This is a genomic window from Actinomyces sp. Marseille-P3109, assembly GCF_900323545.1.
Classification (GTDB): domain Bacteria; phylum Actinomycetota; class Actinomycetes; order Actinomycetales; family Actinomycetaceae; genus Actinomyces.
Map to the genome: position 1 here is coordinate 2,900,015 of NZ_OOHN01000008.1, position 14,130 is coordinate 2,914,144.

Genomic DNA, 14,130 nt, shown 5'->3' on the forward strand with positions numbered 1-14,130 from the left:
AAGAGCACCATGGTGCCGGCTTCTGTCATCGGTGAAGGGCCGCCCGCTCATCGCCAGGTCGCCCCGTAGGGGCCGGCGGCGAGCCGCATCCCCCTGGGGTCGCGCACGAAACCGGCTTGACGCAAGAGATCGCTCACGGCCGGCTCCAGCGCGGTGACCCCGTTGAGGGACTCCACCACGGTACGGCGCCTGATCGCTGCGACGCCCTGGCGCGCGAACATCCGCTGCCTGTCGGCGGCCAGCGCGGCCAGGGCGCGTGCCAGATCCTCGCGCTCGGACGTGTAGGAGATGAGGATCTTGAGGTTCTCCGAGGCGTAGAGCACCGGGGCGCCATCCAGCACGACGACGCTCGCCCCCTGGCGCCGGACCGGCGGGCCACCAGCCTCCTCACTGCGGCCCCCGGCCGACTTGCCGAGACCGGCGGGCAGCACCGGCTCGGGCCACGGCACCCCGCGCCCGACGAGGCAGGCCGGGTCCTTGAGATCGAGCACGGCCGGTGTCGCCGTCGCGCCGCCGGGGTCGTCGCTGAGAAACCGCAGCCGGTCAATGCTCTCCCGCTCGGCGAACTGCACCGGCCCCAGGCCCTCAATGAAACCGCCGCGCAGAATCACCCCGGTCTCCTCCATGCGCCGCAGCACCGGTATGAGCGGCCCGAGCCCTCCCGCCCCGCCGAAGGCCAGGGCGAGGTCACGGCAGGCGATCCCGTAGCGGTCCAGCAGTGACTCCACCTCCGCGATCGCCCGCTCCTCATCGCCCGCCGGTGCGGAAGACAACCTCACCCAGGAGGTGGAGGACAGAACGGAGGACAACCGCCCGGCCGCTGTCACCTCCCCGGCGCGCGGCATCTCCATCATGAGGCGACGGCCTCGGCGGCTGCGCACCCGCCGCGAAGACGGGGCGGTGCCCGTTCCGGATGCGGGCGCCAGTGCCCGGCGCACCGGCTCGAAGGAGCGGCCCGTGGCGACCCCTTCACGAACCAGCTGCCAGATCGCCTCACCGGTGACTTCCGCGTCCCGGCCCGCCGGCTCTTCCGGGGCGATTGCCTCCCCGGCGACCGGCGCCAGGGCGGAGTCCGTAGGGAAGAAGGCGATCTCGCCGGGTGCGACGACGTCGTCGGACCTCGCCGGTGCGGCCGAGCCCCGCTCGCCCGAGCCCGTCCGGCCCGATCCCGACCGACCTGAGGAGGGCTCTTGGCTAGGGCGCGCCTGCCAGACGACCTCCCCGGAGGCGATGAGCTCATCGAGCATGGCCGGCCGGTAGTCGACGACCCTGGCGGGCAGCACCACCGACTCCCACAGGCCGGCCGGCAGCCACACGCCCTCCAGTGCCGCCAGGGCCTCCGCCAGGGCGTCGACGCCGCCGCCCGGCTCATCGAGCCCCGCCCGCTCCAGCACGAGACGCTGGAGAGCCTCGGGCGGCACCGGCGCGACGGCGGCCCGCGCCCGGGCCAGGGAGCGGTGGCGCACCCGGGTGAGGACCGCTGACTCCATCCACCCCGCCGCACCCAGGTCCACGAGGGAGCCGTCCTCGGCCAGCTCGGCCAGGGCTCCCTCCGCCACCGCGGCCCCCAGAGCGAAGGCCTGCGCCATGCGCTGCGGCGTCACGGTCGTGTGGGTGCGCGCGTAGCGCAGAGCCAGGTCGTTCAGCGGTGAACGGGCCGCCGCTGTCCGTTCGACCGTGCCACCGGCCTCAGCCCGCTCCAGCGCCCAGTCGGGCACCTCCGCTCCCAGGGCCCGCCGCAGATCCTGGGCCTCCTCGACCCGGGCCCACAGCTCCCGCCCGCCGACCCGCACCGCGGCGGCTCTGCGCGCCCCGGCCAGGTCGGCAAGCGCCCGCCCGACGGTGCGCTCGACGTCATCGCCGTCGCCTCGCGCGTCCTCCCCCTGATCCTGCCCGCCGACACCGGTGCACCGCTCGACCATCTCGGCCGCGCTCAACGGGCCCAACTCACGCAGAAGATCGGCGATCCCCTCAGCATCGGCGCGCACCCGCCTGCTGGGAACCAGGTGCTGGAGCTCGGCCTCCACCTGAGCCAGCACCTCGTCGTCGAGCAGCTCCGCGACGCCGCCGTCGCCCAGCAGGGCGTCGAGCGCCTTGGGGTCCAGGGAGAGCAACTGGGCCCGGCGCTCGGCGTGGGGCAGATCCTCCTGGTAGATCAGGGTGCTCGCGTATCCGAACAGCAGCGGGTGGGCGAAGGGCGACGGCTCACTGGTGACGGCCTCGACGACGCGCATCCGGCCGGAGGCGAGACACTCCATGAGATCGGTGAGCGCGGGCAGGTCGTAGTACTGCTGGAGACACTCGCGCGCCGCCTCCACGCTGACGGGGAAGTCCTGGAACTGGCGGGAGGCCTCGAGCAGCTGGCCGGCCTTGACCCGCTGCAGCCACAACGGCGTGCGGCGCCCCGGGCGGGTGGTGGGCATGAGCAGGGCTCGGGTGGCGCACTCGCGGAACCGGGCCGCGAACAGTGCCGTTGTCTCGATCCGGCTCCGCACCAGGGAGGAGATCTCCGCGGCGTTGAAGGTGATGAGCCCGGCCCCCGGGAGGTCGCCCTCAACCGGTGGGATCTGCAGGACGATGCCGTCGTCGGCCACGATGATCTGCGGACGCACCCCCAGGAGCTGGTGCACCCGCTCCCGGATGGCCATCGCCCAGGGCTCGTGGACGCACCGCCCCAGTGTACTGTGGACGATGATCCGCCAGCTGCCGGACTCGTCCTCATAGCGCTCCAGGACCAGGGTCTTATCCGTCGGCAGGGCGCCGGTGGCTCGCCACTGCTCTCGCAGCAGTGACAGCAGGTTGCTGCGGGCATGATCGTCCAGCCCCGCCTCCGTGAGCCGCCGCAGCAGCGTCTGTTCGCCCTCCGACTCCGCGGCGCCCGCCTCCGATGGCAAGGAGGCCTGTACCTGACGCAGGAAGACGCCCTTGGCGAGCCCGGTGGCCGCCGGTCTCCCCAGCCCCTCGCCCTTCCAGAACGGCAGGCGGGCACTGTGCCCCTCGGCCGGGTCGACGACGACACGGTCCCCCGTGATCTGGCGGATCCGCCAGCTCGACGTCCCCAGCGTGATGACGTCGCCCGGGCTGGACTCGTGCACCATCTCCTCGTCGAGCTCCCCGACCCGCCGCCGCCCGGCATCCTGCGCCCCCTCGGGCAGGACGACGGGGAACATGCCCCGGTCCGGGATCGTGCCCGACGACGTCACGGCCAGCCGCTGCGTGCTGGGCCGGGCACTGAGCTCACCGGTAGCGCGGTCCCACACGATCCGCGGCGAGAAGTCCGCTAGGTCCGCCGAGGCGAAGCCACCGGCCAGCAGCTCCAGGACCGAGTCGAAGGCCGAGCGCGGCAGCGAGGTGTAGGGGGCCGCCCGCGTGACGGTGGCGAACCAGGCATCGGCCGTCAGCCCATCCGCCACACTCACCGCGGCGACCGTCTGCTGGGCCAGCACGTCCAGGGCGTTGGACACCAGCTCCGTGCGCTCGATCGCCCCGGCGCGCATCCCCTCGGCGGCGACGACGGCGTCCACCAGGTGAGTCCGCTCCACGGGGTAGATGACGCCGCGCGACCGCCCGCCCACCCGGTGGTCGGCGCGCCCCACCCGCTGCAGGCCCGCCGCGACCGACGGGGGCGGCGCCACCTGGAGCACGAGGTCGACCGAGCCGATGTCGATGCCGAGCTCGAGGGAGGCCGTGGCCACCACGCACCTCAGCTCACCCGCGGCCAGCTCCCGCTCCACGCCGAGACGCTGCTCCTTGGAGACCGACCCGTGGTGGGCCTTGGCGATCACCGCGGAGCCCGCCGCTAGGGGCTCGGTGTGCGAAGCGGTTCCCATCTCCCAGGACTCCCTGTGAACCTGCACCTGCGGCGCCGGCGCCGCCGCCCCGAGACGTGCGGCGTAGGCCTCGTTGAGGTGCGCAGTGAGCCGCTCGCAGGCGCCCCGGGAGTTGACGAAAACCAGCGTCGTGCGGTGGGCCAGGACCTGGTCGAGGATCGCGTTTTCAAGGTGTGGCCAGATCGAGGCCGACACCCGGGCGGGCGCCCCCGAGCCGGGCCCGTCAACCCGCCCCGCCGCCATGGCTCGACCCAGCGCCCGGTCGGAGCGCCAGACCTGCGAGGAACCCACCCGCCCCAGCCCGGAGGGCTGGGCGTTGCGGCCACTGCCCGCGCTCGCGGGTGCTGCCAGCGCCCGCTCCATCCGGGTGCGGCGGTCCGAGATCGCCGGGATGCGGGCCAGGTTCTCCACCGGCACGGCCACCGTGATCTCCGGCGTCGCCCGGCCGTCGTCGGTGATGATTGTCACCGGGTGCGGTCCGCCGAGGAAGTGGGCGACCTCCTCAGGGGGTGCGACCGTCGCGGACAGGCCCACGCGCTGCGCCGGGCGCTCCAGGAGGTCGTCGAGACGCTCCAGGGAGAGCGCTAGGTGCGTGCCGCGCTTGGACCCGGCGAAGGAGTGGATCTCGTCGACGATGACCGTCTCCACTGCGCGCAGCGTCTCGCGCGCGGCGCTGGTGAGCATGAGGTACAGCGACTCCGGCGTCGTGATGAGGATGTCCGGAGGGTGGTTGCGCAGTCGACGACGCTCCCTCGCGGGCGTGTCCCCCGAACGCACCCCCACCGAGATCGGGCGGGTGGGGTCGATGGCGGCGATCCCCGCCAACGGCCGGCGCAGGTTGCGCTCGACGTCGACCCCCAGCGCCTTGAGTGGCGAGATGTAGATGACCCGCACGCCGTCGTCCTGTGCCTGCGCACCTCCTGGCGCCGCCTCGGTCCCCTTCGCCTCCGCGGCCGGCTCCCGTCCCAGGCGGTCGATGGCGGACAGGAAGGACGCGAGTGTCTTGCCCGAGCCGGTGGGGGCGATGACCAGGGCGTTCTCACCCCGGCCGATGGCGGCCCAGGCCCGCTCCTGCACAGGGGTGGGGCCGGCGGGTAAGGCGTCGAGGAACCAGGTCCGGGTGGCCTGCGAGAAGTTCTCCCACCCCGGCCCGTGCGCGCCCGCCGCATCGGCCCCGCCGCTGTCCGATGTCGTACCCGGCGCCATACCCGGTCACCCCCTGACTCTCCACTCGGCCTCTGCGACCATCTTTCCACGAGGGTGTGACAGCGAAGCCGGGGCCTTACCGGTGAAGGAAGTTGCTGGTATCAGCCGGTTTCGCTCAGCGCGTGATGATCTGGAAGAATGCCGCCGTGAGCACACCTACTCCCACGAAGTCCTCATCGTCTTCGTCCTCTCCCAGCACCTCATCCTGGCTGGACCGGTACTTCCACATCACCGAACGCGGTTCGACCATCTCCCGTGAGGTCCGTGGAGGCATCGTCACCTTCTTCTCGATGAGCTACATCCTCGTCCTCAACCCGGCCATCCTGTCCAAGGCGAGTCCTCCGGGAACCGAGGCCCAGCTCGCCGCCGGCACCGCCTTCGTCGCCGCGATCATGACGATCCTCATGGGCGTTGTCGCCAACTACCCGATGGCCCTGGCCGCGGGGCTGGGCATCAACGCGATGGTCGCCTACACCCTCGTGGGCACCCAGGGCATGACCTACGCCGACGCCATGGGCCTCATCGTCATCGAGGGCGTCATCATCCTCGTCCTGGTGCTCACCGGCTTCCGCGAGGCCGTCTTCAAGGCGGTCCCCGACCAGCTCAAGACCGCGATCTCCGTGGGCATCGGGCTGTTCATCGCGCTCATCGGCCTGGTGGACGCCAAGATGGTGCGCCGCGGCGGCACCCCCCTGGAGCTGGGCCTGGGCGGCTCCCTTCAGGGCTGGCCGGTCATCGTCTTCCTCTTCGGCCTCTTTCTCATGGTGGTGCTCTACGTGCGCAAGGTTCGCGGAGCCATCCTCATCGGCATCGCCTCGGCCACGGTCATGGCCATCGTCATCGACGCCTTCGCCCACCTGGGCCCCTTCAACGACGACCCGGAGAAGGGTCCCCTCAACCTCACCGGCTGGTCCCTGTCCGAGCCGCACCTGATCGGTTTCCCGGTGGACCTGCCGAGTCTGTCGACGCTGGGCCAGTTCAGTCTGCTGGGCAGCGTCCACAAGGTCGGGATCATCTCGGTGATCCTCCTGGTCTTCTCCCTGCTGCTGGCCGACTTCTTCGACACGATGGGCACCATGGTCGCCATCGGTGCCGAGGGCGACCTGCTCGACGAGCACGGCAACCCGCCCAAGACCCGCGAGATCCTCGTCGTCGACTCCCTGGCCGCCATCGCCGGCGGTATGGGCGGGGTCTCCTCGAACACCTCCTACGTGGAGTCCGCCGCAGGTGTGGGGGAGGGGGCGCGCACGGGCCTGGCCTCGGTGGTCACCGGCTGCATGTTCGCTCTGTCCATGTTCTTCGCCCCGCTGGTCAAGATAGTCCCTTACGAGGCGGCTACCCCGGCACTCGTGGTGGTCGGGTTCCTCATGATGATGCAGGTGACCGAGATTGACTGGGGGTCCCCGGAGATCGCCCTGCCGGCCTTCCTGACCATCATCATGATGCCCTTCTCCTACTCGATCACCAACGGCATCGGGGCCGGCTTCGTCGCCTACCTGGTCATCGAGGTGGCCCAGGGGCGGGCCCGCAGGATCCACCCGCTCATGTGGGCGGCCTGCGCGATGTTCGTCATCTACTTCACCCTCGCTCCGATCAAGGCGATCCTCGGCGTCTCCTGACAAGGGCCGACGGCGTCCTCCGATCGTCGTCGGACCGTTCTTGACTCCGCGGTCGCCGGGCGGGCCCGCGGGCTATGAGTCGCTCAGGGCCGTCTCCTCCTGCCGGGCCAGCACCATGACCAGATCCGTACGCGCCCGGGCGACTCGTGAACGGATGGTTCCGACGGCGCAGCCCGGTCACCCTGGCCCGCTGCGAGCGCGAGCGCCGCGAAGAACGACAGGATCGGGGTTAGCAGCCCGCTGCTATCCAGAAGAGCCGACGTTCATCGCGAAGTCGCACAGCGAGGCCAGGCGGTGCCTGGTGGTTCCGGTGGCGTCGCGTCGACCCTGCGTGCCTCGTGGCCGCCGTCCGTATTGCCCGTGATGTTCTCCCACGACTCGTTCGGGGCGAGTCGTACCCAGGTAGTCGTCCGCCGGAGCCGAAAAGTTCCCGGTGCCGGCATGGGACTACTCTTTTCAGACGGGGCGTCCGTCGCCTGCGCAGCACCTTCCGGCGCTACCCCCGACGCTCGTCGCCACCTCCTCCACGCCTTCAACGCCCAGGACATGACCCGCACGACTTCAGCACGCAAGCCCAGCAGCGGCATCTTCGCCTCCCTGAGGTTCCACAACTACCGGATCTGGTTCCTGTCCGCCCTCGTGGCCAACACCGGGACCTGGATGCAGCGCGTGGCCCAGGACTGGCTGGTACTGCGCATCCTCACCAACGACTCCGCCTCCGCCACCGGCCTGACCACGGCCCTGCAGTTCCTCCCCATGCTCCTGCTGTCCGCCCACGCCGGCCTCGTCGCCGACCGGGTCGACCAGCGCAAGTTCCTCATCCTCACCCAGAGCGCCATGGGACTGGTCTCCGCCGTCGTCGCCATCGACGTCCTGGCCGGAACCGCCCGCCTCTGGCACGTCTACCTGGCCGCCTTCCTCGGAGGCCTGGCCGCCGCCTACGACGCCCCGGCCCGCCAGACCTTCGTGGCCCGGATGGTGCCCGCCGAGCACCTGTCCAACGCCGTCGGCCTCAACTCCGCCTCCTTCAACGCCGCCCGGCTCCTGGGACCGGCGCTCGCCGGCGTCGTCATCACCTGGGTGGGCGCCGGCTGGGTCTTCGCCGTCAACGCCGCCACCTTCCTCTTCCCGGCAGCGGCCCTGGCCGCCATGCGTGTCGGCGAGCTGGTGGACATGCCCCGCGCCCAGCGCACCTCGGGGCAGCTCCGAGAGGGCCTGGCCTACCTGCGCAGCCGCATCGACCTCATCGTCATCATTGCCGTGGTCGCGGTCGTCTCCATGCTCACCCTCAACTTCCAAGTCACCATGGCCGCAACCGTGCGCAGCGTCTTCCACCTGGAGTCCGAGGCCTACGGCACCGTCTCCTCGGTCTTCGCCGTCGGGTCCCTGTCCGGCGCCCTGTGGGCGGCCCGACGCCGCAACCCCCGCCTGCGCACCGTCGTCGTCGCGGCCTTCGCGCTGGGAGTCTTCTCCCTCCTGCTGGCCGTCATGCCCACTTACCTGACCTTCACGGTCATGACGGTCCCGGTGGGCCTGTGCGTGCTCACGCTCCTGACCAGTGCCAACCAGACCGTGCAGATGACCACCGAGCCGACCATGCGCGGCAGGGTCCTGAGCATCTACATGATGTTCTTCCTGGGCTCGACGCCGGTGGGCGCCCCGCTCATCGGCTGGGTCGCCGACGCCTGGGGGCCACGCACCTCCATCGCGGTCGGCGGCCTGAGCGCTGTCCTCGCCGCCCTGGTCGCCGCCGCCTGGAGCTACAGGCACTGGAACCTGTCCCTGCACTACTCCTCGACCCGCCCCTACCTCAGAGCCTCGGCGAAGTCGTCACCGCAGGCTCTAGAGGCGCCGGGCCGGACCGACGGCACCGCGAACGGACCGAGTCCGGACGAGCGTCGCCCAGGTGATCCGGATGGGCCCGAGGAAGCCGACGACGCCGACCGACTGCCGACCGACTGCCGACCGGCTGAGCCGGAGGAGTAATACGCACGCTACCCGTCGCGCATCTCCGTGGCACTGGGGAGTCGTCCCCAGCCGAGAATCGGTGTGCTTTCAGACAATGTTGCCGGACATCGCAGAACACCGATTATCCTTGCAAAGAGCGCAGTCCGGCGGTTGGGCCCTCTGACCGGGGCCCGGGCCGCCGCGGTAATCCACCTCAAGCAGGAGCCCACCTCATGAGCGAGCTGATCGACACCACCGAGATGTACCTCAAGACCGTCTACGAGCTTGAGGAGGACGGCGTTCCCCCGCTGCGCGCCCGCATCGTCGAGCGTCTCGACCACTCGGGGCCCACGGTCTCACAGACGGTGGCGCGCATGGAGCGCGACGGCCTCATCAAGGTCGCTGACGACCGCTCCCTCGAGCTCACTGATGAGGGCCGCAGGCGGGCCACCGAGGTGATCCGTAAGCATCGGCTTGCCGAAAGGCTGCTGTTGGACGTCATCGGTATGGACCGTCGCCTCGTCCACCAGGAGGCCTGCCGCTGGGAGCACGTCATGAGTGAGCAGGTCGAGGAGCGCCTCGCCGTCATCCTCGACGACGTCTCCACCGACCCCTTCGGTAATCCCATTCCACCGCAGACCGCCGAGCACCCCCGCCCCTCCGCCAATGAGGTCAGCACGGACCGTCTTGCCAGCCGTGAGACCACCACGGCCGTCATCAGTCGTATCGGAGAACCAGTCCAGGCGGACACCGAGCTCATCACCACCCTCGAGGATGCGGGGATCATGGCCGGAGCGCAGGTGGAGCTGCGTACGAGCGCCGGTGGGGTGCGTCTTGTCGGAGCGTCCGGCGATCCCGTCGTTCTGCCCGACGACGTCGCCCGGCACCTCTTCGTGCGGCGCTGATCGACGCCGAACGACACCCCTGTCAGAAGCCCTGGAATAACCTGAAAATAACCTGTGCAGGCAAAGGGGTTGTGGTCGGCGTCTCGTGTTCCGTGTTCTGGAACGCGGGGCGTCTACTTGTGATCCGCTTCACTCTCGAGAGGGCTCTCTCACTGTGGTACTCACGAGGTCTGAATGAAGAGGCAATCATGACGACTTCGATAAGTCGGTGTTGTTTTTCCGTGAAATGGCGCCATTTTCCTCATTAGTTCCGCCTGTCGTCGCGGACCGAGGTCCCTGGAGCCGCGTGGAGGAAACCGAAAATCGATCCATAGTGTCTCGGCTCACAACAGTGTGCGACACCTTGCCGTGACGAAGCGGCGGTCTGTCATGTAGCGTTCAGGTCGTTGCCGCAGACAACCGTCTCGGTGGCGTCTCGGATCGGGGCTTAGTCCTGCCACTCGGTCTGAGGCAAGTGGAACCAACAACTCAAGTGGCAGGAACGGGGGAACCAACTACCGGTCGCCCAGGCGGAGAGCCCGAGCGACCTTGGGGTGAAGCCCGCATCCGCGGGCCGGGCGTCTCCAGTCCGAACCCGACAGCTCACCTCGTCGGCTCAACAGGAGAAAGCATTCATGTCCTCACGCACCATCGCACGTCACCGCAAAGCCACCCGAGCTCTTACCCCACTGGATGACTTTGCTCCCACCGCGCGCCGGGGTCTGGCAGTCGCCGCATCGTCCGGTCTTGCCCTGACCATGATCGCCTCGGGTGCCAGCGCTGCTGGCCGGGCCGAGGTCACCTCCTCCGGGACCATCGAGGCTTCCGGTGTGACCCCCGGTGTTGGCGTCCTCGCCGCCAATGCCCGTGAGGCGCTGGCCGCACGGCAGCAGGTCACCATCGCTCAGGCCACCTGGGTCACCGAGGCCGCCCCGCAGGTCGAGGCCGTGGCCCCTGCCGCTCCGGAGGCTCCCGCCGCCCCTGAGGCGCCCGCTGCCGAGGCGCAGGCCCAGGATCAGGCGCAGGCCCAGACCGAGCAGAGCGCCGACTACAGCGCGGCACCCGCTGCGGATCAGGGTACCGACGCCGCCACCGCGGACACCCAGACGACCCAGGCCTCCGCTCCGGCGGCCGCCAGCTCCAACTCGTCCGTCGTGGCCATCGCAATGCAGTACGTGGGTGCCCCCTACGTGTGGGGCGCCTCCGGCCCCAGCGCCTTCGACTGCTCCGGCTTCACCTCCTACGTGTACGCCCAGGTCGGCATCAACCTGCCCCGTACCTCCGGCGCCCAGGCCGCGGCCGGCACCCCGGTGTCCGCTGCCGAGGCCCAGCCCGGCGACCTGGTCACCTGGCCCGGCCACGTCGGCATCTACGCCGGTGACGGCAAGGTCATCGACGCCGGTAACGAGTCCACCGGTGTGGTCTACCGCGACCTGTGGGGCTCCCCGAGCTTCGTCCGCGTCGGCTGATCCCAGACGCTGAAATCCTCTCGTGAGGGGTGGGTGCCATGAGGCACCCACCCCTCACGGTGTTCCGGACCGATCGAGGTGGGATCCTGGTTCAGGCCCTCTCGAGGAAAGCGGACGCAATCTTGTCATGTGGTGGTCCCCACACCCCTTTTCGAGGCAGAATGTTCCTAGGGTCGCAGACCGCATCTCGAGAAAGGGCAGATCCCATGACCGATGGCAACGTCATCCTCGTCGGAGTCGATGGTTCACCCGAGTCCCTGGCAGCAGTGGACTGGGCTGTTGCGCGTGCCGAGCGCCAGGGCTGGCGCGTCCACATCCTGTGTGCCTACTCCTTGCCCTCCTTCACGACTGCCTCTCTCGACGGCGGCTACGCGGCACTCGATGACTCGGCCGTCAGGTCGGGCGCCCAGGCCGTCATCGACGAAGCCGTCGAACGCGTCAAGAAGTCCGGGGTCGCCGTGACCTCCTCCCTGGAGACCGGAGATCCGGCCGGCGTTCTCGTTGACCTCTCCGAGGAGGCAACGCTGGCTGTCGTCGGCACCCGTGGAGGCGGCGGCTTCACGGACCGTCTTCTGGGAACCGTCTCCTCCGCCCTGCCTGCGCACAGCCACTGCCCGGCCGTCGTCGTGCCTCAGCGCACAGAGGGCGCCGAGTACACGCCGGTGCGCCGCATCGTCGTCGGCGTGGACGGGTCCTCCTCGGCCCGCAAGGCCCTCAAGTGGGCCGTGACGGAGGCGGAGGCTTGGGGCGCTGAGCTCACCGCCATCGCCGCCGTGCCGATGGCCTCCGGAGCGGGTGCGCTCGCCTGGCTGCCGGCCGCCGTCGACCGTGAGCAGGTCCTGGCCGACGTCCGCTCCGGCCTGGACCGCGCCATCAATGAGGCCCTCGAGGGGCACGAGAACGTCACCGTGCGTCGGCATGCCCTGGACGGCAACCCGGCCGAGCTCCTGTCCGAGTTCTCCACCGCCGTGGACCTCATCGTCGTCGGTTCACGCGGACGCGGAGGCTTCTCCGGTCTTCTGCTGGGCTCCACCAGTCAGGCCGTCCTTTCCCACGCCTCGTGCCCTGTGCTGGTCGTGCCTTCGCGCCACCTCAAGGAGAAGCGCGCCTCGCGCACCTCAACGCCCTGGGGCCGGGCCTGAGGCCGCTTCGTAGGGCGACTCGCGCCCGTTCCGCCGTGAGCGAGGCGGCTGCCCGGAGCGCGCGCAACTGAACGGGGATACTGCCGTGCCGACCGATCTCACAACGGTCGGCACGGCAGTCCCGCTGATACGGGCGTGATGCAGCGCTGGTGCGGTGCGAACCGTGTGAGGCCGGGGGTCCGTGTCAGTGCGGCGCTACCGGACCTCTCGCTACTGCCGCCTCAGTTCTGTTGTCTCATGGCTTCTGAGAGTTTCGGGTGTCATGGCATCTGAAACAGGAGTGGGGGGCCCGGGCGCCGCGATCAGCGCGCCACCGCATCCGGGACGAGGCCTGCCAGGATCCCCGCCGGAGCGGGCGGCAGAGGCGGATCACACTCATCGTTCTGGTCCTCCGGGGGAGGGCTCTGATCTGCCGACGCCCCGGCAGTGGAATCGAGCGTCGGTCAGGTCTCGCACCCCGACCCACCCACGTGAGGGGACACGACAACGGCGCCACCCCGGCGCCCGGCTGGTCATGCGCAGGCCATTCCGCTGGTAGTCTTCCGCCCAGGCCCTCGTAGCTCAGGGGATAGAGCACCGCTCTCCTAAAGCGGGTGTCGTTGGTTCGAATCCAATCGAGGGCACTGACACTTTTCCGCGTCATCGCGGGCGTCAGCACCTCACCCGGTCCTGGCGCTCCCTCCCTTCACATCAGATTACGTGTGCCATACGTATGTGGACGCTGGTTTTCGCTTGGAATCTCAGGGTTTTGCGCTGCGTTCGTCCAGCATGGTGACCAGTCGGCGCTCCTCGTCAGTGCTCACTAGGTGCAGGTATGCTCCTGTGGTGGTGACGGAGGCGTGACCCAGCCAGGCGCTGACGGTCGCCACGTCGACGCCCTTGCGCAGCCACTCGCATGCTGCTGTGTGGCGAAGATCATGGAATCGACGGCCGCCGCTGATCTCGTCCCACCGCACCGAGCGTCTCATGTTGCTGCGGTTGAGCGGACCACCCCGCGGGGAGGTAAACACAAGGTCGTCTGGTTTCAGGCCACGCAGGCGCCGGCTGATGATGAGCGCAGGGCGCTGCATGAGCGGAACCTTCCGGACCTTCCCGCTCTTGGGTGCCTTCTCCGGGAATCCGTCACTGGCGCTTCGCCTCACACGCAGCGCGGTGGCGATGCCATCGTCGTCGATCACGACGTCACGGGCACGCAGGGCCCTGAGCTCACCCCACCGCAGGCCCGTGTAGGCCAGCACGATAATCACGTCCCCGTATGGGCCTTCTGGTGCAATCGTCTCGACCTCCCGCCACGAGAACGGGTTAGTCGCTGCCCCGATCGCATTGGTTCTCGGGATCCTGATACCCCGGACGGGGTTGCGGTCGACGACAGCAAGTCCCTCGAGCCACGAGAAAAAGGCAGCAACTGTAATCAGCGCCCGCTGTTTTGTGCCCGGACTGCCATTGATTGACTTGATCAGACGAGAAATCACTTGAGGATTGACGTCGCAGACCCGATGGGCGCGCAACCACGCGGGCAGTGACGCGCATACTCCTTCGTCTCGTTGCAGCGTCGACGCAGCAACAACCTCGCGGCGGTGCTCCAGGAAAAGCGGCAGCCACTCCTGGACCTTTTTCACCGCACCGACGACGTCAATTCCCGCTGCTAGCTGACGTTTCATGCGTCGCTCCCACGCGCGCGCATCAACTGGACTGTCGAATGTTCGCGTAGCGATCGCAGTTCCGCCGTCGTAGATGTAAGCGCGCCATTTACTGCCAGCTTTTGCGACCGTCATTCGTCTGTGCTTTCTGGGATGAAAGTGTGGACATTCTCTGCAACGAAAAGAATCTGCTCAGAAAGTTCGTCACAGTACTGGGCATACACTCTTTCGTGCTCCATCTCGTCAGCCACTGCATCGCGCTCGTCAGTGCAGACCTTGTCCTGCATGAGCTGGAGCTCGATCTCGGCAGCGATGTCGGCGGCGCGCAGGGCCTCGTCGCGCACAGCACTTGCCCTGAGGCGGAGCTGCGCAGCCACGAAGTTGGACACGCCC

At 69.2% G+C, this 14,130-nt stretch carries 8 protein-coding genes, 1 tRNA gene and 1 riboswitch; of the genes, 6 read left to right on the plus strand and 3 right to left on the minus strand.

The window, feature by feature from the left end:
• Positions 1–47: 47 nt before the first annotated feature.
• Positions 48–5,036 carry a DEAD/DEAH box helicase gene (locus tag BQ8008_RS12495; RefSeq protein ID WP_108834278.1) on the minus strand — a complete coding sequence of 1,663 codons (4,989 nt, stop codon included), beginning with the start codon at positions 5,034–5,036 and terminating at the stop codon, positions 48–50.
• A 125-nt stretch (positions 5,037–5,161) separates the two neighbouring features.
• On the opposite strand from BQ8008_RS12495, the gene BQ8008_RS12500 reads away from it, so the two are divergent.
• The 6 genes from BQ8008_RS12500 to BQ8008_RS12530 all read left to right on the plus strand — a co-directional run bounded on the left by BQ8008_RS12500 (position 5,162) and on the right by BQ8008_RS12530 (position 12,720).
• Positions 5,162–6,655 (plus strand): NCS2 family permease, encoded by a 1,494-nt coding sequence (locus tag BQ8008_RS12500; protein WP_199908043.1) that lies wholly within the window; start codon positions 5,162–5,164, stop codon positions 6,653–6,655.
• A 546-nt stretch (positions 6,656–7,201) separates the two neighbouring features.
• Positions 7,202–8,641, plus strand: coding sequence for an MFS transporter (locus tag BQ8008_RS12510; protein ID WP_234415407.1), 1,440 nt, complete (start codon positions 7,202–7,204; stop codon positions 8,639–8,641).
• A gap of 194 nt (positions 8,642–8,835) precedes the next feature.
• Complete coding sequence (locus BQ8008_RS12515) at positions 8,836–9,507, plus strand: metal-dependent transcriptional regulator (protein WP_108834280.1); 672 nt, start codon at positions 8,836–8,838, stop codon at positions 9,505–9,507.
• Between the two features lie 448 nt (positions 9,508–9,955).
• Positions 9,956–10,118: riboswitch (cyclic di-AMP (ydaO/yuaA leader) on the plus strand.
• 3 nt (positions 10,119–10,121) lie between these two features.
• Entirely contained in the window at positions 10,122–10,955 is an 834-nt protein-coding gene (locus BQ8008_RS12520) for a C40 family peptidase (protein ID WP_108834282.1), read from the plus strand.
• 206 nt (positions 10,956–11,161) lie between these two features.
• Entirely contained in the window at positions 11,162–12,097 is a 936-nt protein-coding gene (locus tag BQ8008_RS12525) for a universal stress protein (RefSeq protein ID WP_108834284.1), read from the plus strand.
• A 550-nt stretch (positions 12,098–12,647) separates the two neighbouring features.
• A tRNA-Arg gene (locus BQ8008_RS12530) sits at positions 12,648–12,720 on the plus strand.
• 117 nt (positions 12,721–12,837) lie between these two features.
• Here the strand turns inward: BQ8008_RS12530 and BQ8008_RS12535 are convergent.
• Both BQ8008_RS12535 and BQ8008_RS12540 read right to left on the minus strand, forming a co-directional pair.
• Positions 12,838–13,758: a tyrosine-type recombinase/integrase gene (locus BQ8008_RS12535; protein WP_159086807.1), complete on the minus strand. Its 921-nt coding sequence runs from the start codon at positions 13,756–13,758 to the stop codon at positions 12,838–12,840.
• Positions 13,759–13,868: 110 nt separating this feature from the next.
• Positions 13,869–14,126, minus strand: coding sequence for a hypothetical protein (locus BQ8008_RS12540; protein ID WP_159086808.1), 258 nt, complete (start codon positions 14,124–14,126; stop codon positions 13,869–13,871).
• Positions 14,127–14,130: the final 4 nt, after the last annotated feature.